Source organism: Streptomyces venezuelae (assembly GCF_008642295.1).
In the GTDB taxonomy this organism is placed as follows: domain Bacteria; phylum Actinomycetota; class Actinomycetes; order Streptomycetales; family Streptomycetaceae; genus Streptomyces; species Streptomyces venezuelae_C.
Genome location: NZ_CP029190.1, coordinates 6,124,507 through 6,149,703, shown reverse-complemented (window position 1 = coordinate 6,149,703; position 25,197 = coordinate 6,124,507). Strand labels below are relative to the sequence as shown.

Genomic DNA, 25,197 nt, shown 5'->3' with positions numbered 1-25,197 from the left:
AAAGGAATGTCGTGCCTTACTGGGCCGGGGCCTCGATGGCCTCGGAGGTCAGCAGACCCGCGTTGATCTCGCGCAGCGCGATCGAAAGCGGCTTCTCGTGGACGTGGGTGTCCACCAGCGGGCCGACGTACTCGAGCAGGCCCTCGCCGAGCTGCGAGTAGTACGCGTTGATCTGACGCGCGCGCTTGGCCGCGTAGATCACGAGGCTGTACTTCGAGTCGGTCGCCTCGAGCAGCTCGTCGATCGGCGGGTTGATGATGCCCTCGGGCGCGGCAATGGAAGAGGACACGCTCTACCTTCCGAAGATGGGTAAATGATCAAACAAACGATCAAACAACTTCCATCAAGGCTAGCAGCTCACGCGCCACGTCCTCGACGGAGGTGTTGACCAGGGTGGTGTCGAACTCGGATTCGGCCGCGAGCTCGACCTTCGCGGTGGTCAGCCGGCGCTCGATGACCTCCGGGGATTCGGTCCCCCGGCCGGTGAGCCGGCGGACCAGCTCCTCCCAGCTCGGCGGGGCGAGGAAGACCAGCAGCGCCTCGGGCATCGACTCGCGCACCTGGCGGGCGCCCTGCAGGTCGATCTCCAGCAGCACCGGCTCGCCCCGGTCGAGGCGCTCCATGACGGCCGCCCGGGGGGTGCCGTAGCGGTTGCCCGCGAACTCGGCCCACTCCAGCAGCTCGCCGTTGGCGATCAGCTTGTCGAACTCGTCGTCGGTGACGAAGAAGTAGTGGACACCGTGTCGCTCACCGGGTCGCGGCTTACGGGTGGTGGCCGACACCGAGAGCCAGACCTCGGGGTGGACCTTGCGCATATGCGCGACGACCGTGCTCTTGCCGACCCCGGAGGGGCCGGAGAGCACGGTCAGCCGCGGACGAACCTCTGCTGCCATGAAGCGATTATCCAGGTTCTCGGGACTGCCTGAGAACGCCGGGAGAACTTCGGGCGACGCGTCAGGCGCCGCTGCCGCCGAACTCGCGCTCCAGAGAGGCGATCTGGTTGGAACCGAGACCCCGGACACGCCGGGACTCGGAGATGCCGAGGCGCTCCATGATCTGCTTGGCGCGGACCTTGCCCACGCCCGGCAGGGACTCAAGGAGGGCGGAGACCTTCATCTTGCCGATGACGTCGTTCTCCTGTCCCTGCTTGATCACCTCGTGCAGGGAGGCACCGGAGTGCTTGAGTCGATTCTTCACCTCGGCCCGCTCCCGGCGAGCCGCGGCGGCCTTTTCGAGCGCGGCTGCGCGCTGTTCAGGGGTAAGGGGCGGAAGAGCCACGCCTACGTCACCTCGGATGTCGAACTGTCGGATAGGACCGGTGGGCAGACCAGTGGCGCCGCACCGGGCGAGCTCACGAACAGCGGTTGCGCTCGTTCGCTCTGGTCGGAGACTAGCGGCCTGCGCCGCTCCAGTCAGCGAGAACGGACGAAAAGTCCTGGTCAGCCTCCACTGAACCGTACATCACCGACAATTCCCCCCGGTTTTGTCCGACGGAAGACCTGCGATTTCGTCAGGTCATGCCGGACGCGAGTCCTCCTGTACGGAAGAACGAGCCGATCTTCACCGGCCGGGCCGCCGTGCGGCCCGGCCGACGGGTGACCTGCGGGTGACCTGCGGCGGGTGCCGCCTCAGGCCACGGCCGCGCGGATCTCGTCCGCGAAGGCGCGCGCCGAGGTGCGCAGCGCCGCCACGTCGGGCCCGTGCCGCAGCACACCCCGCGAGACGTTCGGTACCACGTTGCGGACGGCCGGACCGAAGACGGCCGGCAGGTCCGCGGCCGTCGCGCCCTGCGCTCCGATGCCCGGGGCCAGCAGCGGCCCGTTGATGTCGAGGTCGAAGGAGGACAGGTCGCCCAGGGTGGCGCCCACCACGGCCCCGAAGGAGCCCATCGGCTCGGCTCCGGCGTTCTCGGCCGCCAGGTGCGCCAGCATGGTGGCACCGATGGTCCGGCCGTCCTCCCGGACCGCCCGCTGGACCTCCGAACCCTCCGGGTTGGAGGTGAGGGCCAGCACGAACAGGCCGGCACCGGACTCCCGCGCCAGGTCCACGGCCGGCTTCAGCGAGCCGTAGCCCAGGTACGGGGAGACGGTCAGCGCATCCGAGAACAGCGGCGAGGCCGGGTTCAGGAAGGCCTCGGCGTACGCGGCCATGGTAGAGCCGATGTCACCCCGCTTCGCGTCCATCACCACCAGCGTGCCCGCGGCCCGGGCGTCGGCGACCGTCTGCTCCAGCACCGCGACGCCCCGCGAGCCGAACCGCTCGAAGAAGGCGGCCTGCGGCTTGAAGACCGCGACCTGGTCGGCCAGCGCCTCGACCACCGTGCGGGAGAACTTCTCCAGGCCGGCGATGTCGTCGTTCAGGCCCCAGGAGGCGAGCAGCGCCGCGTGCGGGTCGATGCCGACGCACAGCGGACCCCGCTCGTCCATGGCGGTGCGCAGGCGGGTACCGAAGGAGGGAGTCACTTGGCGGCCTTTCGGGTTTCGGCGCCCACCGCGTCGGCGAGGGTCGCGTACGGGCTGTTGGCCAGGCGCGCGGCCAGGCCCTTGTGGATGGCGCGGGCGTAGAACGGGCCCTCGTAGATGAAGGCGCTGTAGCCCTGGACCAGGGTGGCGCCCGCCAGGATCCGCTGCCAGGCGTCCTCGGCGTTCTCGATGCCGCCGACCCCGACCAGCACCATCCGGTCGCCCACACGGGCGTACAGGCGGCGCAGGACCGCCAGGGAGCGCTCCTTGACCGGGGCGCCGGACAGTCCGCCGGTCTCCTCGACCAGGGACGGGTCCGACTTCAGGCCCAGGCCCTCGCGGGCGATCGTGGTGTTGGTGGCGATGATCCCGTCCAGGCCCAGCTCCAGGGCCAGGTCGGCGACCGCGTCCACGTCCTCGTCGGCCAGATCGGGGGCGATCTTGACGAGCAGCGGCACCCGGCGGCCGGTGACCGTGCGGTCGGCGGCCTCGCGGACGGCCGTGAGCAGCGGCCTCAGCGACTCGGTGGCCTGGAGGTTGCGCAGGCCCGGGGTGTTCGGCGAGGAGACGTTCACGACCAGGTAGTCGGCGTGCCGGGCGAGGCGCTCGGTGGAGAGCACGTAGTCCGCGGCGGCCTCGGCCTCCGGCACCACCTTGGTCTTGCCGATGTTGACGCCCACCACGGTCTTGAAGACCGGGTTGCGGGCGGCCAGCCGGGCCGCCACGGCCGCCGAGCCCTCGTTGTTGAAGCCCATCCGGTTGATCAGCGCACGGTCCGGGACGAGCCGGAACAGCCGCTTCTTGGGGTTGCCGGGCTGGGCCTGGCCGGTGACGGTGCCGATCTCGATGTGGTCGAAGCCGAGCATCGACATCCCGTCGATCGCGACGGCGTTCTTGTCGAAGCCGGCCGCCAGGCCGAACGGGCCGTGCATCCGCAGGCCGAGCGCCTCGGTGCGGAGCTCGGTGTGGCGGGGGGCCAGGGCGGCAGCGAGGAAGGTGCGCAGCACCGGGATCCGCGCGGCCAGCCGGATCCAGCGGAAGGCGAGGTGGTGGGCCTGCTCCGGGTCCATCCGCTTGAAGACCAGGTTGAAGAACAGTTTGTACATTGTCCCGAATGTCCCTTGTGCACTCATGAGAAGGGGGACACCCGTTGTGAAACCGGTGTCCCCCTGCTCGGACGGGCTGCTAGTCGCGGGCCGCGGTCAGGTGCTCCGCGTGCTCCTGGAGGGAGCGGACGCCCACGTCGCCGTGGTTGAGCGCGTCGATGCCCTGGACGGCGGCGGCCAGCGCCTGGACCGTGGTCAGGCACGGGACGCTGCGCGCCACGGCCGCCGTACGGATCTCGTAGCCGTCGAGGCGGCCACCCGTGCCGTACGGGGTGTTGACGATCAGGTCGACCTGGCCGTCGTGGATCAGCTGGACGATGGTCTTCTCGCCGTTCGGGCCCTCGCCGTCGCTGAGCTTGCGCACGATGGTGGCGTTGATGCCGTTGCGGCGCAGCACCTCGGCGGTGCCGGAGGTCGCCATCAGCTCGAAGCCGTGGGCGACCAGCTCGCGGGCGGGGAAGATCATCGAGCGCTTGTCGCGGTTGGCGACGGAGATGAACGCCCGGCCCTTGGTCGGCAGCGGGCCGTACGCGCCGGCCTGCGACTTGGCGTACGCGGTGCCGAACACGGCGTCGATGCCCATGACCTCGCCGGTGGAGCGCATCTCCGGGCCGAGGACGGTGTCCACACCGCGGCCGTGGATGTCGCGGAACCGCGACCACGGCATGACGGCCTCCTTGACGGAGATCGGCGCGTCGATCGGCAGGGTGCCGCCGTCGCCGGTCTTCGGCAGCAGGCCTTCGGCGCGCAGCTCGGCGATGGTGGCGCCGAGCGAGATACGGGCGGCGGCCTTGGCGAGCGGGACGGCGGTGGCCTTCGAGGTGAAGGGCACGGTCCGGGAGGCGCGCGGGTTCGCCTCCAGGACGTAGAGGATGTCCCCGGCCATGGCGAACTGGATGTTGATCAGTCCGCGGACGCCGACGCCCTTGGCGATGGCCTCGGTGGAGACCCGCAGGCGCTTGATGTCGTAGCCGCCGAGGGTGATCGGGGGCAGCGCGCAGGCGGAGTCGCCGGAGTGGATGCCGGCCTCCTCGATGTGCTCCATGACGCCGCCGAGGTAGAGCTCGTGGCCGTCGTAGAGGGCGTCGACGTCGATCTCGATGGCGTCGTCGAGGAAGCGGTCGACCAGCACCGGGCGGGTCGGTGAGATCTCGGTGGACTCGGCGATGTACGACTCCAGCCGCGCCTCGTCGTAGACGATCTCCATGCCCCGGCCGCCGAGCACGTACGAGGGGCGTACGAGCACCGGGTAGCCGATCTCGTCGGCGATGGCCTTGGCGCCGGCGAAGGTGGTGGCGGTGCCGTGCTTGGGGGCGGGCAGGCCGGCCTCGGCGAGGACCTGGCCGAAGGCGCCGCGGTCCTCGGCGGCGTGGATGGCCTCCGGCGGGGTGCCGACCACGGGCACGCCGTTGTCCTTGAGGGCCTGGGCGAGGCCCAGCGGGGTCTGGCCGCCGAGCTGGACGACCACACCGGCGATCGGGCCGGCCAGGGACTCCGCGTGGACGATCTCCAGCACGTCCTCGAGCGTCAGCGGCTCGAAGTACAGGCGGTCGGAGGTGTCGTAGTCGGTGGAGACGGTCTCCGGGTTGCAGTTGACCATCACGGTCTCGTAGCCCGCGTCGCTCAGGGCGAAGGAGGCGTGGACGCAGGAGTAGTCGAACTCGATGCCCTGGCCGATGCGGTTCGGGCCGGAGCCCAGGATGATCACGGCGGGCTTCTCGCGCGGGGCGACCTCGGTCTCCTCGTCGTAGGACGAGTAGAAGTACGGGGTCTTGGCGGCGAACTCGGCGGCGCAGGTGTCGACGGTCTTGTAGACCGGGCGGACCCCGAGGGCGTGCCGGACCTCGCGGACCACGTCCTCGCGCAGGCCGCGGATCTCGGCGATCTGGGCGTCGGAGAAGCCGTGCCGCTTGGCCTCGGCGAGCAGCTGGGGCTCCAGCTTCTCGGCGGCGGCCAGCTCGTCGGCGATCTCCTTGATCAGGAAGAGCTGGTCGACGAACCACGGGTCGATCTTGGTGGCCTCGAACACCTCCTCCTGGGTGGCGCCGGCCCGGATGGCCTGCATCACGGTGTTGATGCGGCCGTCGGTCGGGCGGACCGCGGTGCGCAGCAGCTCGGCCTTGTCGCCCGGCTCGCCGGTGAAGGTGAACTGCGAGCCCTTCTTCTCCAGGGAGCGCAGGGCCTTCTGGAGCGCCTCGGTGAAGTTGCGGCCGATGGCCATGGCCTCGCCCACCGACTTCATGGTGGTGGTGAGGGTGGCGTCGGCGAGCGGGAACTTCTCGAAGGCGAAGCGCGGGGCCTTGACGACGACGTAGTCGAGGGTCGGCTCGAAGGAGGCCGGGGTCTTCTCGGTGATGTCGTTGGGGACCTCGTCCAGCGTGTAGCCGATGGCCAGCTTGGCGGCGATCTTGGCGATCGGGAAGCCGGTGGCCTTGGAGGCGAGCGCGGAGGACCGGGAGACGCGCGGGTTCATCTCGATGACGATGACGCGGCCGTCGTCCGGGTTGATCGCGAACTGGATGTTGCAGCCGCCGGTGTCCACGCCGACCTCGCGGATGATCGCGATGCCGATGTCGCGCAGCCGCTGGTACTCGCGGTCGGTGAGGGTCATGGCCGGGGCGACGGTGATCGAGTCGCCGGTGTGCACGCCCATCGGGTCGAAGTTCTCGATGGAGCAGACGACCACGACGTTGTCGGCCTTGTCCCGCATCAGCTCCAGCTCGTACTCCTTCCAGCCGAGGATGGACTCCTCCAGGAGCACCTCGGTGGTCGGGGAGAGCGTCAGGCCCTGGCCCGCGATGCGGCGCAGCTCGTCCTCGTCGTGGGCGAAGCCGGAGCCGGCGCCGCCCATGGTGAAGGAGGGGCGGACGACGACGGGGTAGCCGCCGAGGGTCTCGACGCCGGCCAGGACGTCGTCCATGGAGTGGCAGATGACCGAGCGGGCGGACTCGCCGTAACCGATCTTGGCCTTGACGGCCTCGACGACGCCCTTGAAGAGGTCGCGGTCCTCGCCCTTGTTGATGGCCTCGACGTTGGCGCCGATGAGCTCGACGCCGTACTTCTCCAGCACACCCTGCTCGTGCATGGAGATGGCGGTGTTGAGCGCGGTCTGGCCGCCCAGGGTGGGCAGGAGCGCGTCGGGGCGCTCCTTGGCGATGATCTTCTCGACGAACTCGGGGGTGATCGGCTCGACGTAGGTGGCGTCGGCGATCTCCGGGTCGGTCATGATCGTCGCCGGGTTGGAGTTCACCAGGATGACCCGCAGGCCCTCGGCCTTGAGGATGCGGCAGGCCTGGGTGCCGGAGTAGTCGAACTCGGCGGCCTGGCCGATGACGATCGGACCGGAGCCGATGACCAGGACGGACTGGATATCGGTGCGCTTAGGCACGATCGGCCTCCATCTGGGCGGTGTTCATCAAAGACGTGAAGCGGTCGAACAGGTACGCGGCGTCGTGCGGGCCCGCAGCCGCCTCGGGGTGGTACTGGACGCTGAAGGCCGGCTGGTCGAGCAGCTGGAGGCCCTCCACCACGTTGTCGTTGAGGCAGACGTGGGAGACCTCGGCGCGGCCGTAGGGGGTCTCGGAGACCTGGTCGAGGGGTGCGTCCACGGCGAAGCCGTGGTTGTGCGCGGTGATCTCGACCTTGCCGGTGGTGCGGTCCTGGACCGGCTGGTTGATGCCGCGGTGGCCGTACTTCAGCTTGTAGGTGCCGAAGCCGAGGGCGCGGCCGAGGATCTGGTTGCCGAAGCAGATGCCGAAGAGCGGGGTCTTGCGCTCCAGCACGCCCTGCATGACGGAGACGGCGTGGTCGGCGGTGGCCGGGTCGCCGGGGCCGTTGGAGAAGAACACGCCGTCGGGCCGGACCGCGTAGATGTCCTCGACGGTGGCGGTGGCGGGCAGCACGTGCACCTCGATGCCGCGCTCGGCCATCCGGTGCGGGGTCATGCCCTTGATGCCCAGGTCGACCGCGGCGACGGTGAACTTCTTCTCGCCGATCGCGGGGACCACGTAGGTCTCCTTGGTGGCGACCTCGGCGGACAGGTCGGCGCCCTTCATCTGCGGGGAGGCCTGCACCTTGGCCAGCAGCGCCGCATCGCGGACGCCCGTCCAGGCCTCGCCGGAGAAGATGCCGACGCGCATGGCGCCGCGCTCGCGGAGGTGGCGGGTGAGGGCCCGGGTGTCGATGCCGGAGATGCCGACGACGCCCTGCCGCTCGAGCTCCTCGTCCAGGGAGCGCTGTGCGCGCCAGTTGGACGGGATGCGGGCGGGGTCGCGGACCACATAGCCGCTGACCCAGATCCGCGAGGACTCGGGGTCCTCGTCGTTGACGCCGGTGTTGCCGACGTGCGGGGCGGTCATCACCACGACCTGGCGGTGGTACGACGGGTCGGTCAGGGTTTCCTGGTAGCCGGTCATACCGGTGGAGAACACGGCCTCGCCGAAGGTCTCCCCCACGGCCCCGTAGGCGCGTCCGCGGAAGATGCGGCCGTCCTCCAGGACGAGTACGGCGGGAGCTTTCACAGCTCCCCTGGTGGAGGTCGTCATCGTTCGGCGCCTTCCGTCGTGATGGATTGGTTCATGAGATTGATCGCTTCGACCCAGGCGGCGTGCTCGGCCGCGCGGTCGGAGCGGAATCCGGAGTCGATCAGCTTGTCGCCGTGCGCCCAGGTGACGACGAGCAGACCGCCCTCGGTGAGTACCTTGCCCGCGATTCCCTTGTCGAGGCGGGCGCCGCGCAGCTGCGCGGCCGGTACGAAGAAATCGGTGGCCCCCGGACGGACCACATCGAGGCCCGCATCGGTGAGCGTCAGTTCGACCCGGCTGCGGACTCCCAGACCGTGCGCGACGATCCGGTCGAGCCACTGCCCGGCCGTGGTGGACCCGTGGTACCGGCCGGTGAGGGCCAGCCGGTGCTCGGGGAGTCCGCCGGGGGCGGCGGGCAGCTCCGGCAGATCGTTCTGCAGAGCGCCGCGCCACTTCCAGCCTTGCCGCATCAGCCAGTACACGAACGCGATGAAGACGAGCAGACCGATGATCCACGCGATCCGCGCGCCCCAGTCCGTCACCTCCGCCGACTTCCGTTCGGCGGCCTCGGAGGCCAGAAGGATTACTGCAGGTGTCACGCCAGTGTCCCGTCCACGACCGTTGCCCGGCCCCGCAGGAATGTGTGAGTGACGCGACCCGGCAGCTCACGGCCCTCGTAAGGCGTGTTGCGGCTGCGGGAGGCGAAGTGTGCGGGGTCCACGGCACCACGGTACGAGGTATCGACCAGCGTCAGGTTGGCGGGTTCACCTGCCGAGACGGGACGTCCGTGGTTCGGGAGGCTGCCGATGCGTGCGGGTGCGAAGGACATCCGGTCCGCGACGCCCGCCCAGTCGAGCAGTCCGGTCTCCACCATCGTCTGCTGGACCACGGACAGCGCGGTCTCCAGGCCCACCATGCCCATCGCCGCGGCGGCCCACTCGCAGTCCTTGTCCTCGTGCGGGTGCGGGGCGTGGTCGGTGGCGACGATGTCGATCGTGCCGTCGGCGAGCGCCTCGCGCAGGGCCATGACGTCGCGCTCGGTGCGCAGCGGCGGGTTGACCTTGTAGACCGGGTTGTACGAGCGGACCAGCTCGTCGGTCAGCAGGAGGTGGTGCGGGGTGACCTCGGCGGTGACGTCGATGCCGCGGGACTTGGCCCAGCGGACGATCTCGACGGAGCCGGCCGTGGAGAGGTGGCAGATGTGCACGCGGGAGCCGACGTGCTCGGCGAGGAGCACATCGCGGGCGATGATCGACTCCTCGGCGACGGCCGGCCAGCCGCCGAGGCCGAGCTCGGCGGAGACCGTGCCCTCGTTCATCTGGGCGCCCTCGGTGAGGCGGGGCTCCTGGGCGTGCTGGGCCACGACCCCGCCGAAGGCCTTCACGTACTCCAGGGCGCGGCGCATGATCACGGCGTCGTCCACGCACTTGCCGTCATCGGAGAAGACGGTGACGTTCGCGGCGGACTCGTGCATGGCGCCGAGCTCGGAGAGCTTCTTGCCCTCCAGGCCGACGGTGACGGCGCCGATGGGCTGCACGTCGCAGTAGCCGGACTCCTTGCCGAGCCGCCAGACCTGCTCGACCACGCCGGCGGTGTCGGCGACCGGGAAGGTGTTCGCCATGGCGAAGACGGCGGTGTAGCCGCCGGCCGCGGCGGCGCGGGTGCCGGTGAGGACGGTCTCGGAGTCCTCGCGGCCGGGCTCGCGCAGGTGGGTGTGCAGGTCGACCAGGCCCGGCAGGAGGACCTGGCCGGACGCCTCGATGACGGTGTCGACGCCATCGGCGGACAGGCCGGTGCCGACCTCTGCGATGGTCTCGCCGTCGATCAGGACGTCCTGCGGCTCGCCGCCCAGTACCTTCGCGCCACGGATCAGGATCTTCGACATGCTTACTTGTTCTCCTCGGTACGGGCGGCAGCAGGGGTGGTGACGGCGGGCTCGGAGCCGCCGAGCAGCAGGTACAGGACGGCCATCCGGACGGAGACGCCGTTGGCGACCTGCTCGACGACCGTGCAGCGGTCGGAGTCGGCGACCTCGGCGGTGATCTCCATACCGCGGACCATCGGGCCGGGGTGCATGACAAGTGCATGCTCTGGCATCTTCGCCATCCGCGCGGAGTCCAGGCCGTACCGACGCGAGTACTCGCGCTCGGTCGGGAAGAAGGCGGCGTTCATCCGCTCGCGCTGCACACGCAGCATCATCACCGCATCGGACTTCGGCAGCACCTCGTCGAGGCTGTACGAGACCTCGCACGGCCAGGTCTCCACGCCGACCGGGACCAGGGTGGGCGGGGCCACCAGGGTGACCTCGGCGCCGAGGGTGTGCAGCAGGTCCACGTTGGAGCGGGCGACCCGGCTGTGCAGGACGTCGCCGACGAGGGTGATGCGGCGGCCGTCGAGGCCCTTGCCGAGGCCGGCGTCCCGGCCGACCAGGCGGCGGCGCATGGTGAAGGCGTCGAGCAGGGCCTGGGTGGGGTGCTGGTGGGTGCCGTCGCCGGCGTTGATGACCGGGGCGTCGATCCAGCCGGAGGTGGCGAGCCGGTAGGGGGCGCCGGAGGCGCTGTGCCGGATGACCACGGCGTCGACGCCCATGGCCTCCAGGGTCTGCGCGGTGTCCTTGAGGGATTCGCCCTTGGAAACGCTGGATCCCTTGGCGGCGAAGTTGATGACGTCGGCGGACAGACGCTTCTCGGCGGCCTCGAACGAGATCCGGGTGCGGGTCGAGTCCTCGAAGAAGAGGTTGCAGATCGTACGGCCGCGCAGGGTGGGCAGCTTCTTGATCGGCCGGTCGGCGACCCGGGCCATCTCCTCGGCGGTGTCGAGGATCAGGACGGCATCGTCGCGCGTGAGGTCGGCGGCCGAGATGAGGTGGCGCTTCATCTGGGTGCTCCGTGGTGTCGGGGCGGGTGAGGGTCGGGTCGGTACGACGTATCGGCTGCGCCGGCTGCGCGTGCCGTACGGGCGGGCGTGGGCATGCCTGTCCCACGTGGCAGCCGGCCGGGGGGCGGTGCGGTGCCGGCGGGCCGGGGCGGAGCCGGCGGCCTACGGCCGGGTCAGGCGGTCACCCGGACGGGTCAGCGCCGGGCTCCGGCCTGGTCGAGGCCTTGCCCGAGCAGTACGGCGTCACGGCCGTCCTCCTCCTGGAGCTGGACCTTGACGGTCTCCCGCAGCGAGGTGGGGAGGTTCTTGCCGACGTAGTCGGCGCGGATCGGCAGCTCGCGGTGGCCGCGGTCGACCAGGACGGCGAGCTGCACGGCACGGGGGCGGCCGAGGTCGCCGAGGGCGTCCAGGGCGGCGCGGATGGTGCGGCCGGAGAAGAGCACGTCGTCGACGAGGACCACCAGCCGGCCGTCGATGTCGTCACCGGGGATCTCGGTGCGGCCGATCGCACGGGCGGGCTTCATCCGCAGGTCGTCGCGGTACATGGTGATGTCGAGGGAGCCGACCGGGATCTTGTTGCCGGTGATCTCTTCGAGTTTGGCTGCGAGCCGGCGGGCGAGGAAGACACCGCGGGTCGGAATGCCGAGGAGCACCACGTCGTCGGCGCCCTTGGCGCGTTCGACGATCTCGTGGGCGATGCGGGTCAGGACCCGCGCGATGTCCTGCGCCTCCAGAACGGGGCGGGTCGCATCGTCGTGCTGCAGCTGCGCTGCCTGAGCGTCCATGAAAAGGACCTCCTTCTCCGCCTCACGGGACGGTTCTTAAAGGACGTCTGATGTACGGGAGCAACGGTAGCAGGCGCTTGGCCGGGGGCTCGCACCGGAGGGCGAGGCAACCCATTCGGCTTGACGCGGCCAAGTAACGCTGCGTAACCTCACAGTGAGTTACCAGCCGCGGCGGAGCCGCACGTGGTCCATACCCGTCACAGCGTCCGGGAGCGTTATGTCCAGCGAATACGCCAAACAGCTCGGGGCCAAGCTCCGCGCCATCCGCACCCAGCAGGGCCTTTCCCTCCACGGTGTCGAGGAGAAGTCCCAGGGCCGGTGGAAGGCCGTAGTGGTCGGTTCGTACGAGCGCGGGGACCGCGCCGTGACCGTCCAGCGCCTCGCCGAGCTGGCGGACTTCTACGGGGTGCCGGTGCAGGAGCTGCTGCCCGGGACGACTCCCGGCGGCGCGGCCGAGCCGCCGCCGAAGCTGCGTCTGGACCTGGAGCGGCTGGCCCATGTGCCGGCCGAGAAGGCCGGCCCGCTGCAGCGGTACGCGGCCACCATCCAGAGCCAGCGCGGAGACTACAACGGCAAGGTGCTGTCGATCCGCCAGGACGACCTGCGCACCCTCGCGGTCATCTACGACCAGTCCCCCTCGGTGCTCACCGAGCAGCTGATCAGCTGGGGTGTACTGGATGCGGACGCCCGCCGTGCGGTGGCCCACGAGGACATCTGAGCACCACCTGAAGAAACGTATACGCAGTCAGTGCGGCAACGAGAGGGCCCGCAGCGCATCGGCGCTGCGGGCCCTTTCACGTGCCGGGAGGCCCGGCTTCAGCTCTCGCTGCGGCGCAGGCTCGGCTTGAGGTCCTTGAACCGGCCCAGCAGGCCGTTCACGAACGCCGGGGAGTCGTCGGTGGAGAACTCCTTGGCCAGCTGCACGGCCTCGTCGATCGCCACCGCGTCCGGGGTCTCGTCGACCCAGATCAGCTCGTAGGCACCGAGCCGCACGATGTTGCGGTCGGCCACCGGCATCCGGTCCAGATCCCAGTCCACGGCGTACGCGGCGATCAGCTCGTCGATCCGGTTCACCCGATCGGCGTAACCCTCGACGAGATTCATGGTGAACTCGCTCACCGGGGGCTGCCGGGTGTCGCTCCGCGAGTGGCGGATCCAGTCTGCGAGGACCTCGCGCACGGGCACGTCGCGCTGGTCGGCCTCGAAGAGGATCTGGAAGGCGCGCTTGCGCGCGTTGCTGCGGGCAGCCACGGTTAGCTGCTCACCCGGCCGAGGTAGGCGCTGGTGCGGGTGTCGACCTTGACCTTCTCGCCGGTGGTGACGAAGAGCGGGACCTGGATCTCGTGGCCGGTCTCAAGGGTGGCGGGCTTGGTGCCACCGGTGGAGCGGTCGCCCTGGACGCCCGGGTCGGTGTGCTGGATGACCAGCTCGACGGCGGCCGGGAGCTCGACGTAGAGCACCTCGCCCTCGTGGCGGGCGACCGAGGCCTCGAAGCCCTCGATCAGGAAGTTGGCGGCGTCACCGACGACCTTGCGGTCGATGTGCAGCTGGTCGTAGCTCTCCATGTCCATGAAGACGAAGTACTCGCCGTCCATGTAGGAGAACTGCATGTCACGGCGGTCGATGGTGGCCGTGTCGACCTTGATGCCGGCGTTGAAGGTCTTGTCGACGACCTTGCCGGACAGCACGTTCTTGAGCTTGGTGCGCACGAAGGCCGGGCCCTTGCCGGGCTTGACGTGCTGGAACTCGACGACGGACCAGAGCTGGCCGCCTTCGAGCTTGAGCACCATGCCGTTCTTGAGGTCGTTCGTGGAAGCCACGGTTGCGGAATCTCCTGGACTGAATGACCACGGGCGCGCGCACAGCACAGCTAGAGCGCGAGCAGCTCCTTGGTCGTAATGGTGAGTAGCTCGGGTCCGCCGTCCGCCTCGGGGCGTACGACGAGCGTGTCATCGATCCGGACTCCGCCCCGGCCCGGGAGGTGGACCCCCGGTTCGACGGTGACCGGCACGCAAGCGTCCAGTTTACCCATGGCCGTAGGTGCAAGCTGCGGGTCCTCGTCGATTTCGAGTCCCACCCCGTGTCCGGTCCACGGTGCGACCGCCTCGCCGTGCCCCGCGGAGTCCAGCACGGACCGCGCCGCATGATCGACATCACGGTACGCGGCACCGGGCAGCAGCGCCTCCCGGCCGGCCCGCTGGGCGGCGAAGACCAGGTCGTACAGGTCGATCTGCCAGTCGGCGGGGGTGGTGCCGATGACAAAGGTCCGGCCGATCTCGCACCGGTACCCGCGGTAGTTCGCACCGAGGCAGACGGAGAGGAAATCGCCCTCCTCCACCCGGCGGTCGGAGGGGCGGTGCCGGGAGCGCCCGGAGTGCGGGCCGGTGCCCACCGCGGTCGGGAAAGCGGGCCCGTCGGCCCCGTGGTCGACCAGCCGCCGCTCCAGCTCCAGGGCGAGATGCCGCTCGGTCCGGCCCACCAGGATGGACTCCAGGAGCTCGCCGAGGGCCTGGTCGGCGATCTCGGCGGCGATCCGCAGACAGGCGATCTCCTCCTCGTCCTTGACCAGCCGCTGCTGCTCCACCGCGGTGCCCAGGTCGGTGAGCCGCATCCCGGGCGCCACGGACCGCAGGGCGCGGTGCCGGGCGACGGTGAGGTGGTGTTCCTCGACGGCCAGGGTCTCGGCCCGGACGGCCGCTGCGAGGTCGGCCGCGGCCACGGCGGGGTCCCCGCCGGGGGTGGGCAGCACGGAGACCCGCAGCTGCTCGTCGAGCCGTCCCTCGTCCGGTTCCCCGGTCGGCGGGTCGGCGCTGAACAGCACGTCCTCGGCCGGTCCCACCAGCAGCACGGCCCCGCGGGGGCTGGCACCGGCGAGGTAGCGGACATTGGCCGGACGCGTGACCAGGGCGGCGGAGTTGCCCGCGGCGGCGCAGCGGTCGCGAAGCGTGGCCCTGCGGGCGGCGTACACGTCTGACATGCCTCGAGCGTATGAGCGCCCCGCCGGGTCGGCGCGCTGAGCGCGCCCGCCCGTGGCTGCGGTCCGGCCTCCGCGGGCCGGGGTGGATCACCAGGCGGCGGGGGCCGAGATGGCGCGGGCCAGGGCCTCGTCCAGGGCGCGGGCCGTGGCCTGGACGTCCAGGTGGGAGTTGTCGATGATCGGCAGGCCCGAGCCGTACCAGCCGGCCATCCGGCCGTGGATACGGGCGACCTCCTCGTCGGAGAGCCGGCGGTTGCCGGAGCGTTCCGCGTTCCGCTCCAGGACGATCTCCAGGCCCGGCAGCAGCACCACCGGGAGCAGGTGGGGGCCCACGTGCCGTTTCCAGCCGCCGAGGCCCACCACCGGCCGGTCCGGGAAGACCGCGTCGTCGAGGATGCAGGAGATGCCGTTGGCCAGGAAGTTCCGGGCGGCGAAGCCGCAGGTGCGGCGGGCGAGGCGGTACTGGGCCTCGGAATGGTCGTTCCAGCCCGCCTGCGGATCGGCGAAGCCGGCACAGACCCATTCGCGGACGTCGTCCAGGCTGATGTGCGCGGTGGCCACCTGCCGGGTGCTCGCCCAGTGCCGGGCCACGGTGGTCTTCCCGGCCCCGGCCGGGCCGATCAGCAGGACCGCGAGGGTGGCCGCCCCGGTGCCCGGGGCGGCCGGCACGGCCGGCACCGGGGCCGGCGGCGGCAGCGGGATGTGGCCGGTGGCCTCGGGCACCGGCGTCACCCAGCCCTGCGCGGGGGGTATCGGCGGATGCGGGGGCACCGCCGGGTGCTGTCCCGGCGGGCCCCAGCCCCCCACTCCGTGCTGCATCCGCTGCGACTCCGTCTCGTATCGGCGACTGATGCGAGAACGTTATCTCAGGAGGTGACTTCCTCCGCCAGCGCCCGCAGCGCCAGCCGGTACGAACCGAGGCCGAAGCCCGCCACCGTCCCGGTGGCCACGGCCGCGATGACCGAGGTGTGCCGGAACTCCTCCCGCGCGTACGGGTTGGAGATGTGGACCTCGATCAGCGGGGCCGTCCGCTGCGCCGCCGCGTCCCTCATGGCGTACGAGTAGTGCGTGAAGGCGCCGGGGTTGATGACCACCGGGATCCGCCCGTCCGCGGCCTCGTGCAGCCAGCGCACCAGCTCGCCCTCATCGTTGGTCTCGCGGACCTCGACGTCGAAGCCCAGCTCGGCGCCCAGCTTCCGGCAGGTGTCGACCAGGCCGGTGTACGAGGTGGAACCGTACACATCGGGCTCGCGGGAGCCGAGCCGGCCCAGGTTCGGGCCGTTCAGCACCAGCACCCTGCGGCTCACGCCGACACCTCGCCGTAGGCCGCGACCAGGTGGGCCGGGTCCGGGCCCTCCAGGACCGACGGCTTGCCCAGCCCGTCCAGGACGATGAAGCGCAGCAGGTTGCCCCGGGACTTCTTGTCGACCTGCATGGTCTGGAGCAGCTGGGGCCACTGGTCGCCCCGGTAGGTGAGGGGCAGGCCCACCGCGGCGAGGACGGTGCGGTGGCGGTCCGCCGTCGCGTCGTCCAGCCGGCCGGCCAGCCGGCCCAGTTCGGCCGCGAAGACCATGCCGACCGACACGGCCGCGCCGTGCCGCCACTTGTAGCGCTCGTTCTTCTCGATGGCGTGCGCGAGCGTGTGGCCGTAGTTGAGGATCTCCCTCAGGCCCGATTCCTTGAGGTCGCTGGAGACCACCTCGGCCTTGACCCGGATGGACCGCACGATCAGCTCCGCGGTGTGCGGGCCGGCCGGGGTGCGGGCCGCCGCCGGGTCCTCCTCGATCAGGTCGAGGATCACCGGGTCGGCGATGAAACCGGCCTTGATGATCTCGGCGAGACCGCTGACGTAGTCGTTGACCGGCAGCGATTCCAGCGCGGCGAGGTCGCAGAGGACTCCCGCCGGCGGGTGGAAGGCGCCGACCAGGTTCTTGCCCTCGGCCGTGTTGATCCCGGTCTTGCCGCCGACGGCCGCGTCGACCATGGCCAGCACCGTGGTCGGGACGGCGATCCAGCGCACCCCGCGCAGCCAGGAGGCCGCGACGAAGCCCGCCAGGTCGGTGGTGGCGCCGCCACCCACGCCGACGATGACATCGGTGCGGGTGAAGCCCGACTGGCCGAGCGCCTTCCAGCAGTAGGCGGCGACCTCGGCGGTCTTGGCCTCCTCGGCGTTCGGCACCTGGATGGCGACGGCCTCGTAGCCCTGCTCCGCGAGGTCGTCGCGGAGGGCCTCGCCGGTGGAGGCGAGCGCCTCCGGGTGGATCACGGCGACCCGCTGGGCCCTGGTGCCGATGAGACCGCCCAGCTCGCCGAGCAGCTGCCGGCCGACCAGTACGTCGTACGGATCGTGGCCGGCGCTGCCGCCGACGTGGATCCGGGTGACCTGGCTCTGGTCCTGCTCCGTCATGCGTCCTTCAACTCCAGTGCGTCGAGGACCGCCTGGGCGACCTCTTCGGGTGTGCGGTCGTCGGTGGGTACGACGACCCGCGCGACTTCGGTGTACAGCGGCCGGCGGGCCTCCATCAGCTCGCGCCACTGCCGGCGCGGGTTGATGGCCAGCAGCGGCCGGGCGGTGCTGAGGCCGACCCGGCGTACCGCCTCGTCGACGTCCATCGACAGGTAGGCGACGGGCAGCCCGGTGAGCTGCTCGCGGGTGTGGCCGTCGAGCACGGCGCCGCCGCCGAGGGAGAGGACCCCGGTGTGCTCGGCGAGGGCGGCGGCCACGGCCTGCCGTTCCAGCTGCCGGAAGTGCGGTTCGCCCTCGTCGACGAAGATGTCGGCGATCTCCCGGCCCTGGGCGGCGACGATGTCGGCGTCGGTGTCCCGGTAGGGGACGCCGAGCCGCTCGGCGAGCAGCGCCCCCACCGTGGACTTGCCGGACCCGGGGGGCCCGACGAGGACGACCAGCGGTCCGCCCGTCACCGGATCTGGAGGTTGTCGAGGTACGAGCGGACGTTGCGGCGGGTCTCGGGGACGGAGTCCCCGCCGAACTTCTCCACCACCGCGTCGGCGAGGACCAGGGCGACCATGGCCTCGGCCACGATCCCGGCCGCCGGGACGGCACAGACGTCGGAGCGCTGGTGGTGGGCGGCGGCGGCCTCGCCGGTGGCCACGTCCACGGTCGCCAGCGCCCGCGGGACGGTGGCGATCGGCTTCATGGCGGCGCGGACGCGCAGCAGCTCGCCGGTGGTCAGGCCGCCCTCGGTGCCGCCGGACCGGCCGGAGGTGCGCTTGATGCCCTCCGGGGTGGCGACGATCTCGTCGTGGGCCTGGGAGCCGGGGACCCGGGCGAGCTCGAAGCCGTCGCCGACCTCCACGCCCTTGATGGCCTGGATGCCCATCAGGGCGGCGGCGAGGCGGGCGTCGAGGCGGCGGTCCCAGTGCACGTGGGAGCCGAGGCCGACGGGGACGCCGTAGGCGAGGACCTCGACCACACCGCCGAGGGTGTCGCCGTCCTTGTGGGCCTGGTCGATCTCGGCGACCATCGCCTTCGACGCATCGGCGTCGAGGCAGCGCACCGGGTCGGCGTCGAGCTTCTCGACGTCGGCGGGGGTCGGGTAGACGCCGTGCGGGGCCTTGGCCGCGGCCAGCTCCACCACATGGGAGACGATCTCGATGCCGGCGACCTCCTTGATGAAGGAGCGGGCGACGGCGCCGAGGGCGACGCGGGCGGCGGTCTCACGGGCGCTGGCGCGCTCCAGGATCGGCCGGGCCTCGTCGAAGCCGTACTTCTGCATCCCCGCGAGGTCGGCGTGGCCGGGGCGCGGACGGGTCAGCGGCGCGTTGCGGCCGGTTTCCTTGAGGAGCGAGGGGTCGACCGGGTCGGCCGACATGACGGTCTCCCACTTGGGCCACTCGGTGTTGCCGATCATCACCGCGACCGGGGAGCCCTGGGACAGGCCGTGGCGGACGCCGCCGAGGAAGGTCACCTCGTCCTGCTCGAACTTCATCCGGGCACCGCGGCCATAGCCCAGCCGCCGCCGCGCCAGGTGGTCGGCCACCAGCTCGGTGGTGATCGGGACACCGGCGGGAAGACCCTCCAGCGTCGCGACCAGCGCCGGTCCGTGAGATTCCCCGGCGGTCAGCCAACGCAACCTGCTCAACGATGCTCCTCGATGCTCGCGCCTGATCCAGCGATGGCGCGACCGGGTGCGCAGCCCGAGCCCGCCGTACCCCGATCCTGCCATGTCCGGACGGGTTTGCCGGGCCCAGGTCCAGCTATCGGACGCCCTGGTCCGCGGTGCGGGCCCGCCGGGAGGGCTTCGCCGCAGCCCGTCCGGCGGGTCGGCGGGCCGGATCGGGATGCGCTCGCCCGGGCGAATCCATCACGTCACCGGACCCACCACAGTCAGCAGGTCACGGTCGGCAGGTCAGGGGCGGGCGGCCAGGGCCCGCTCTCCGGCGGCCCGCATCGCGGCGAGCGGGCCGGGGGTGCGGCCGGTCATCTGCTCCACCTGGAGCACCGCCTGGTGGACGAGCAGGTCGAGGCCGCCCAGGACGGCGCCGCCGCGGTCGGTCCAGGCCGCCGCGAGGGGGGTGGGCCAGGGCTCGTAGAGCACGTCGAAGAGGGTGCCCGGGTGCTCCGGGACGGCCGCGGCGAGGGCGTCGGTGCTGCCGGCCGGGGTGGTGGCGATCACAAGTGGGGCGCTCAGTGCCTCGGCGGCTTCGGACCAGTCGGCGGTACGGACGGGCACGCCGAGGCGTTCGCCCCAGTGCCGCATCTCCTCGGCGCGGGCCTGGGAGCGGACGTACGCCGTGACCTCGCCGGAGCAGATCCGGGAGAGCGCGGCCAGGGCGGAGGAGGCGGTGGCTCCGGCGCCGAGGACGGCCGCCGAGCCCACCTTCTCCACACCGCGTTCCCGCAGGGCCGAGACCAGGCCGGGGATGTCGGTGTTGTCGCCGACCCGCCGGCCGTCCTCGGTGAGGACGACCGTGTTGACCGCCTCCACCGAGGCGGCGGTCTCGGTGATGCCGTCCAGCAGCGGGATGACCGCCCGTTTGAGCGGCATGGTCAGGGACAGCCCGGCCCATTCGGGGCCGAGTCCGGCGAGGAAGGCCGGGAGTGCGGCCTCGTCGATCTCGAACCGGTCGTACGACCAGTCGTCGAGGCCGAGCTCCCGGTAGGCGGCGCGGTGCAGCACCGGTGAGAGGGAGTGCTCGATGGGCGAGCCCAGCACCGCGGCCCTTCTGCCTGCCATGACGTTCCTATCCGCCGTTCTTCTGTCGCGCGTTGAACTCGTCGACCAGCTTCAGGTGCTCGTCGTAGGTCTTCGTGAAGGAGGTCTTCTTGCCGTCCACCGACACGAAGAACATCCAGCCGCCTTCGTCGGGGTCGAGGGTGGCGTTGAGGGCTTCGTCGCCCGGGTTGCCGATCGGGCCGGGGGTGAGGCCGTCGTTGAAGTACGTGTTGTACGGGTGGTTGAACTCCTTCGCCTCCTTGCGGGAGACGTGGATGTTGCTGGTGCCCTTGGCGTAGTTGATGGTCGAGTCGAACTCGATCTTGTGGTTGGTGACCACGTTGTCGGGCTTGAGGCGGTTGTAGACGACCTCGGCCATCTTCCGGAAGTCGTCGTGGTTCATGCCCTCGGCGTTGACCATGCTCGCGACCGTGACCACCTGGAGCGGGGACTCCAGGCCCAGGTCCTTGGCCTTGCCCTCGATGCCCAGCTCTTCGTATTTCTGCTTGGCCCTGGCGACCATCTCCTTGAGGAGGGCCTCCGGCTTCATGTCCTTGGTGAGGTCGTAGCGGGCCGGGTACAGGAAGCCCTCGAGCGGGTCCATGATCTTCGGGTTGTTGTTGGCCCAGGCGGGCAGTCCGAGGTTCTTCAGCTCGCGCTTGGACACCTCGAGGGTGGTGCCGGGCTTCAGCTTCAGCTTCTTGTCCACGGCTGCGTAGACGGCCGCGTTGCGCATGCCCTCGGTGACCGTGACCACGTTCAGCTTGCTCGGGTCGGTCATCAGCTCGACGGCCGCCGCGGCGGACATGCCCTTGCGCAGCGGGTACACGCCGGGCTGGATGGCCGTGCCCTTGGGGTGTGCCCCGGCCGCCTCGGTGAAGGCGTCGACGCTCGCGACCACGCCGGCCTCCTTGAGGGCGCGGCCCATGGCGCCGAGGCTGGAACCGGCCTTGATCTCCACATCGACGGGGTCGGTGCCCTCGCCGGTGAAGTCGGCGGGCTCGCCGAACTTGTCCTGGAGGAAGGAGTAGCCGTAGTAACCGACGCCGCCGACACCGCCGACCAGCACCAGCGCCACGAACAGGCAGGCGACGCCATTGCGGCGTTTCTTGGGTTTCTTGCCCTTGCCGGCCTTGCCGCGCCCGGACCGGCGACCGCCGTCGTGCGGGCCGTCCCGGCCGTCGTCCTCGGCCCCGCCCCCGCCGTCTTCCGCGGTGCGGCCCTCATCCTCGGCGTCCGCTGCATCCGGGCCGTCCTGGTCGTCCTGCTGCCATTCGGTGGCGGGATCGGGGATCGGCGTGCGGCGGCCGGGGGGCTGCGGCGGCGGGTAGGCGTCGGCGGTGCTGTAGAGGTCGGGGGCTCCGCCGGGGTAGCCGACGGGCTGCTGGGCGGCGTACGGGTCCACGCCGCCCCCATAGGGGTCGGCGGCGTGGACGTGCCCGGCCTGGGTGTCGTACGCCTGCTGCCCGCCGTAATACTGCTGGTCCTGCGGGTGCTGCTGGTACTGCTGCCCCTGCGGGTACTGCTGCTGGGGGTGCTGCTGCTGCACGTACTGCTGCTGATGTGGGTACTGCTCGTACTGCTCGTACTGCTGCGGCTGCTGCTCCTGCGGGTACTGGGACGGGACCTGGTGCTGTCCCGTCCACCCCTGGTCCCCGTACAGGGGGTCATTGGGGTGCCACGGTTCGGGGGCCTGGCCCCGCCCATACTCAGTCATCGATCCCCTAGCGCCGCGCCGCGTCGAATAGCCGACGGCTGTTCGAATGCCGCCACATCGCGCGGAACGTTACCGTATCGCGATCAGATGACCACTTCGACGCACTCGCCGGGCGGATTACCCGATACCCGTTCGGTCTCAAGAGCGTTCTGAAGGATGATCACAGCGGCGGCCTGATCGATGACGGCGCGCCCCTTCTTGGCGTTCTTGCCCGAGGCCCGCAGACCCTGGGCCGCGGTGACCGTGGTCATCCGCTCGTCCACCAGACGGACCGTCACCGGCTTGATGCCCCGGGCGAGTTCGGTGGCGAAGGCACGGACCTTGGCCGCGGCCGGCCCCTCCCGCCCGCTGAGCGAGCGGGGCAGGCCGACCACCACCTCGAGCGGCTCGTACTCCTCCACCAGCTGGCGCAACCGGCGGTGTGCGAACGGGATGTCCCGCCCCGGCACGGTTTCCACCGGTGTGGCCAACACACCGTCGGGGTCGCACGAGGCGACCCCGATCCGGGCGTCACCGACATCGATCGCAAGGCGTCGGCCACGGCGCAGCGGAGGCATCGTCACGCCGTTTCCACGACGAGACGCTCGACGGCGCTGATGGCCTCCGGGATGGCGGCCGGGTTCTGGCCGCCGCCCTGGGCCACGTCGGGCTTGCCGCCACCGCCGCCGCCGAGGGTCTTGGCGGCGGTACGAACCAGGTCACCGGCCTTGAGACCGCGCTCGCGGGCGGCCTCGTTGGTGGCGATGACGGTCAGCGGGCGGTCGTTGGCCGTGGTGAACAGGGCCACGACGGCCGGGCGGTCGCCCTGGAGGCGGCCACGGACGTCGAGGACCAGCTTGCGCAGGTCGTCGGCGCCCACACCGTCGGCGACCTGGCCGACGACCAGCGCGACCCCGCGGATGTCCTGAGCGTTGGCGGCGAGACCGGCGGCGGCCTGGAGGACCTTCTCCGCGCGGAACTTCTCGATCTCCTTCTCGGCGTCCTTCAGCTTGCCGAGCATGGTGGCGATCTTCTCCGGCAGCTCCTCCGGACGGCCCTTGACCAGCTCCTGGAGCTGGGCGACGACCGTGTGCTCCTTGGCGAGGAAGTTGTACGCGTCGGCGCCGACCAGGGCCTCGACCCGGCGCACGCCGGAGCCGATGGAGGACTCGCCGAGCAGCTTCACCAGACCCAGGTGGGCGGTGTTGCTGACATGCGTGCCGCCGCACAGCTCCTTGGAGAAGTCGCCGATGGTGACGACGCGGACCTGCTCGCCGTACTTCTCGCCGAACTCGGCGATGGCGCCCTGCTTCTTCGCCTCGTCGATGCTCATGATCTCGGCGGTGACCTCGAGCTCGCGGGAGAGCACGTCGTTGATCTTCTGCTCGACATCGGTGAGGACCGAGCCGGGGACGGCGTTCGGCGAGCCGAAGTCGAAGCGGAAGCGGCCGGGGCTGTTCTCGGAGCCGGCCTGGGCGGCGGTCGGGCCGAGGGCGTCGCGCAGCGCCTGGTGGGTCAGGTGCGTGGCCGAGTGGGCGCGGGCGATGGCCCGGCGGCGCGAGACGTCGATGGCGGCGTACGCGGAGGCGCCCACCGTCACCTCGCCGACCTGCACCGAGCCCTTGTGCACGGAGACACCCGGGACCGGCTGCTGGACGTCGCGGACCTCGATGACGGCACCGGAGTCGGTCTTGATCCGGCCCTGGTCGGCGAGCTGGCCGCCGCCCTCGGCGTAGAACGGGGTGCGGTCGAGGACGACCTCGACCTCGTCGCCCTCGGAGGCGGCGGGCGCGGGCATGCCGTTGACCAGCAGGCCGACCACCGTGGACTCGCCCTGGTTGGAGGCGTATCCGATGAACTCGGTGGCGCCGGCGTTGTCGGCGATCAGGCGGTAGGCGGAGACGTCGGCGTGGCCGGTCTTCTTGGCCTTGGCGTCGGCCTTGGCCCGGTCGCGCTGCTCCTGCATCAGGCGGCGGAAGCCGGTCTCGTCCACGGCGAGGCCCTGCTCGGCGGCCATCTCCAGGGTGAGGTCGATCGGGAAGCCCCAGGTGTCGTGGAGCAGGAAGGCCTTCTCACCGGAGAGGACCGTGCCGCCGGCGGCCTTGGTCTCGGTCACGGCGCTGTCGAGGATGTTGGTACCGCCCTTGAGGGCCTTCAGGAAGGCGGCCTCTTCGGCGAGGGCGACGGTCTCGATGCGCTTGCGGTCGGTGATCAGCTCCGGGTACTGCTGCCCCATGGTGTCGATCACGACGTCGACCAGGTCCTTGACGACCGGGCCGGTGGCGCCCATCAGGCGCATGTTGCGGATGGCGCGGCGCATGATGCGGCGCAGCACGTAGCCGCGGCCCTCGTTGCCGGGGGTGACGCCGTCGCCGATGAGCATGGTGGAGGTGCGGATGTGGTCGGCGACCACGCGCAGCGAGACGTCGGTGCCCTGGGCGGCGCCGTACTGCACGCCGGTCAGCTCGGTGGCCCGGTCCATGACCACGCGCAGGGTGTCGGTCTCGTACATGTTCTGCACGCCCTGCAGGATCATCGCGAGGCGCTCGAGGCCGAGGCCGGTGTCGATGTTCTTGGACGGCAGGTCGCCGAGGATCGGGAAGTCCTCCTTGCCGTCGCCGGCACCCCGCTCGTACTGCATGAAGACGAGGTTCCAGATCTCCACGTACCGCTCGTCGTTGACGGCCGGGCCGCCTTCGACGCCGAATTCGGGGCCGCGGTCGTAGTTGATCTCGGAGCAGGGGCCGCAGGGGCCGGGGACGCCCATGGACCAGAAGTTGTCCTTCTTGCCCAGGCGCTGGATGCGCTCCTTGGGGACGCCGACGACCTCGTGCCAGATCCGCTCGGCCTCGTCGTCGTCCAGGTAGACGGTGATCCAGAGCTTCTCCGGCTCCAGGCCGTAGCCGCCCTTGTCCCGGGGCGCGGTGAGCAGCTCCCAGGCGAGCTTGATGGCGCCTTCCTTGAAGTAGTCGCCGAAGGAGAAGTTGCCGCACATCTGGAAGAACGTGCCGTGCCGGGTGGTCTTGCCGACCTCTTCGATGTCCGGGGTGCGGACGCACTTCTGCACGCTGGTCAGACGCGGGGCCGGGGGCTTGGTCTCACCCAGGAAGTAGGGCTTGAAGGGCACCATGCCGGCGGGCACCAGCAGCAGAGTCGGGTCGTCCGCGATGAGCGACGCCGAAGGGACGACGGTGTGACCGCGCTCCTCGAAGAAGCTCAGCCAGCGGCGGCGGATCTCAGCCGACTCCATCAGTGGTCCTCATTCCGGTCGTATGAATAGTTCGGTCGGTCGGTGCTGTGGTTCTGGATGGCCCGCAGGCGGCGCTGCCCCGGCAGGGCGCGCACGTTGTCGGGCCGGTCCGGATCTGCGTGCAGACCCAGTGCATCTTTCAGCTCGTCCTCGCGCCGGCGCATTCCCGTCTTGACGTCGAGGGCGAAGTCCTTGAGGCGGTGGCCCGCCTCGACGGCCTTGTCCGCGGCCTGCGCGGCGAGGCTCTCCGGGGTCAGCTGCTTGAGCTTCCGGTTGACTTTGGTGGTGGCCCACACGCCGGCGGCTGCGCCTGCGGTGAACCAGAAGGTACGGCGGAACATCCC

The 25,197-nt window shown here is 70.8% G+C and carries 25 protein-coding genes; 1 reads left to right on the top strand and 24 read right to left on the bottom strand.

Annotation, left to right across the window (positions count from 1 at the left end):
- Window positions 1-16: 16 nt before the first annotated feature.
- The 11 genes from rpoZ to pyrR form a co-directional block, all read right to left on the bottom strand.
- Window positions 17-289 (bottom strand): DNA-directed RNA polymerase subunit omega, encoded by a 273-nt coding sequence (rpoZ, locus tag DEJ50_RS27775; protein ID WP_150210819.1) that lies wholly within the window; start codon window positions 287-289, stop codon window positions 17-19.
- A 40-nt stretch (window positions 290-329) separates the two neighbouring features.
- Entirely contained in the window at window positions 330-893 is a 564-nt protein-coding gene (gene gmk / locus DEJ50_RS27770; protein WP_150210818.1) for a guanylate kinase, read from the bottom strand.
- Between the two features lie 61 nt (window positions 894-954).
- Window positions 955-1,278: an integration host factor gene (locus tag DEJ50_RS27765; RefSeq protein WP_016638838.1), complete on the bottom strand. Its 324-nt coding sequence runs from the start codon at window positions 1,276-1,278 to the stop codon at window positions 955-957.
- Between the two features lie 350 nt (window positions 1,279-1,628).
- Window positions 1,629-2,462 (bottom strand): orotidine-5'-phosphate decarboxylase, encoded by an 834-nt coding sequence (gene pyrF, locus DEJ50_RS27760; protein WP_150210817.1) that lies wholly within the window; start codon window positions 2,460-2,462, stop codon window positions 1,629-1,631.
- Window positions 2,459-3,568 carry a quinone-dependent dihydroorotate dehydrogenase gene (locus DEJ50_RS27755; RefSeq protein ID WP_150210816.1) on the bottom strand — a complete coding sequence of 370 codons (1,110 nt, stop codon included), beginning with the start codon at window positions 3,566-3,568 and terminating at the stop codon, window positions 2,459-2,461. Before DEJ50_RS27755 ends, pyrF begins: the two co-directional genes overlap by 4 nt.
- A 79-nt stretch (window positions 3,569-3,647) precedes the next feature.
- Complete coding sequence (gene carB / locus DEJ50_RS27750) at window positions 3,648-6,956, bottom strand: carbamoyl-phosphate synthase large subunit (RefSeq protein WP_150210815.1); 3,309 nt, start codon at window positions 6,954-6,956, stop codon at window positions 3,648-3,650.
- Window positions 6,949-8,112, bottom strand: a complete 1,164-nt coding sequence (gene carA / locus DEJ50_RS27745; protein ID WP_150210814.1) for a glutamine-hydrolyzing carbamoyl-phosphate synthase small subunit — start codon at window positions 8,110-8,112, stop codon at window positions 6,949-6,951. The genes carB and carA overlap by 8 nt, the downstream gene beginning before the upstream one ends.
- Window positions 8,109-8,690 (bottom strand): hypothetical protein, encoded by a 582-nt coding sequence (locus tag DEJ50_RS27740; RefSeq protein WP_150210813.1) that lies wholly within the window; start codon window positions 8,688-8,690, stop codon window positions 8,109-8,111. The genes carA and DEJ50_RS27740 overlap by 4 nt, the downstream gene beginning before the upstream one ends.
- Window positions 8,687-9,976 carry a dihydroorotase gene (locus tag DEJ50_RS27735; RefSeq protein WP_150210812.1) on the bottom strand — a complete coding sequence of 430 codons (1,290 nt, stop codon included), beginning with the start codon at window positions 9,974-9,976 and terminating at the stop codon, window positions 8,687-8,689. Before DEJ50_RS27735 ends, DEJ50_RS27740 begins: the two co-directional genes overlap by 4 nt.
- Before the next feature lie 2 nt (window positions 9,977-9,978).
- Window positions 9,979-10,968, bottom strand: coding sequence for an aspartate carbamoyltransferase catalytic subunit (locus tag DEJ50_RS27730; protein ID WP_150210811.1), 990 nt, complete (start codon window positions 10,966-10,968; stop codon window positions 9,979-9,981).
- Between the two features lie 194 nt (window positions 10,969-11,162).
- Window positions 11,163-11,753, bottom strand: coding sequence for a bifunctional pyr operon transcriptional regulator/uracil phosphoribosyltransferase PyrR (gene pyrR, locus DEJ50_RS27725; protein WP_150210810.1), 591 nt, complete (start codon window positions 11,751-11,753; stop codon window positions 11,163-11,165).
- A gap of 217 nt (window positions 11,754-11,970) precedes the next feature.
- On the opposite strand from pyrR, the gene bldD reads away from it, so the two are divergent.
- Window positions 11,971-12,471: a transcriptional regulator BldD gene (gene bldD, locus DEJ50_RS27720; RefSeq protein WP_069929708.1), complete on the top strand. Its 501-nt coding sequence runs from the start codon at window positions 11,971-11,973 to the stop codon at window positions 12,469-12,471.
- Window positions 12,472-12,569: 98 nt separating this feature from the next.
- Here bldD and nusB read toward each other — a convergent pair whose 3' ends face one another.
- The 13 genes from nusB to DEJ50_RS27655 all read right to left on the bottom strand — a co-directional run bounded on the left by nusB (window position 12,570) and on the right by DEJ50_RS27655 (window position 25,194).
- Window positions 12,570-13,004 (bottom strand): transcription antitermination factor NusB, encoded by a 435-nt coding sequence (nusB, locus tag DEJ50_RS27715; protein WP_150210809.1) that lies wholly within the window; start codon window positions 13,002-13,004, stop codon window positions 12,570-12,572.
- 2 nt (window positions 13,005-13,006) lie between these two features.
- Window positions 13,007-13,573 (bottom strand): elongation factor P, encoded by a 567-nt coding sequence (gene efp, locus DEJ50_RS27710; RefSeq protein WP_150210808.1) that lies wholly within the window; start codon window positions 13,571-13,573, stop codon window positions 13,007-13,009.
- A 50-nt stretch (window positions 13,574-13,623) separates the two neighbouring features.
- Window positions 13,624-14,730, bottom strand: coding sequence for an aminopeptidase P family protein (locus tag DEJ50_RS27705; protein ID WP_150210807.1), 1,107 nt, complete (start codon window positions 14,728-14,730; stop codon window positions 13,624-13,626).
- An 87-nt stretch (window positions 14,731-14,817) separates the two neighbouring features.
- The gene (locus tag DEJ50_RS27700; RefSeq protein WP_150210806.1) at window positions 14,818-15,549 is read right to left on the bottom strand and encodes an AAA family ATPase; all 732 of its coding nucleotides are present in this window, start codon (window positions 15,547-15,549) and stop codon (window positions 14,818-14,820) included.
- Between the two features lie 47 nt (window positions 15,550-15,596).
- Window positions 15,597-16,037, bottom strand: a complete 441-nt coding sequence (aroQ, locus tag DEJ50_RS27695) for a type II 3-dehydroquinate dehydratase (RefSeq protein ID WP_150210805.1) — start codon at window positions 16,035-16,037, stop codon at window positions 15,597-15,599.
- Window positions 16,034-17,137, bottom strand: a complete 1,104-nt coding sequence (gene aroB, locus DEJ50_RS27690; protein WP_150210804.1) for a 3-dehydroquinate synthase — start codon at window positions 17,135-17,137, stop codon at window positions 16,034-16,036. The genes aroQ and aroB overlap by 4 nt, the downstream gene beginning before the upstream one ends.
- Window positions 17,134-17,652, bottom strand: coding sequence for a shikimate kinase (locus DEJ50_RS27685; RefSeq protein ID WP_150210803.1), 519 nt, complete (start codon window positions 17,650-17,652; stop codon window positions 17,134-17,136). The genes aroB and DEJ50_RS27685 overlap by 4 nt, the downstream gene beginning before the upstream one ends.
- Window positions 17,649-18,833, bottom strand: a complete 1,185-nt coding sequence (aroC, locus tag DEJ50_RS27680) for a chorismate synthase (protein WP_150210802.1) — start codon at window positions 18,831-18,833, stop codon at window positions 17,649-17,651. The genes DEJ50_RS27685 and aroC overlap by 4 nt, the downstream gene beginning before the upstream one ends.
- A 267-nt stretch (window positions 18,834-19,100) precedes the next feature.
- The gene (locus DEJ50_RS27675) at window positions 19,101-19,928 is read right to left on the bottom strand and encodes a shikimate dehydrogenase (RefSeq protein WP_150210801.1); all 828 of its coding nucleotides are present in this window, start codon (window positions 19,926-19,928) and stop codon (window positions 19,101-19,103) included.
- A 7-nt stretch (window positions 19,929-19,935) separates the two neighbouring features.
- Entirely contained in the window at window positions 19,936-21,624 is a 1,689-nt protein-coding gene (gene mltG / locus DEJ50_RS27670; protein ID WP_150210800.1) for an endolytic transglycosylase MltG, read from the bottom strand.
- A gap of 83 nt (window positions 21,625-21,707) precedes the next feature.
- Entirely contained in the window at window positions 21,708-22,181 is a 474-nt protein-coding gene (gene ruvX / locus DEJ50_RS27665; RefSeq protein ID WP_150212398.1) for a Holliday junction resolvase RuvX, read from the bottom strand.
- A 2-nt stretch (window positions 22,182-22,183) separates the two neighbouring features.
- Window positions 22,184-24,853, bottom strand: coding sequence for an alanine--tRNA ligase (gene alaS / locus DEJ50_RS27660; RefSeq protein WP_150210799.1), 2,670 nt, complete (start codon window positions 24,851-24,853; stop codon window positions 22,184-22,186).
- A complete protein-coding gene (locus tag DEJ50_RS27655; RefSeq protein WP_150210798.1) occupies window positions 24,853-25,194 on the bottom strand; it encodes a DUF6167 family protein in 342 nt (113 codons plus the stop codon). The genes alaS and DEJ50_RS27655 overlap by 1 nt, the downstream gene beginning before the upstream one ends.
- Window positions 25,195-25,197: the final 3 nt, after the last annotated feature.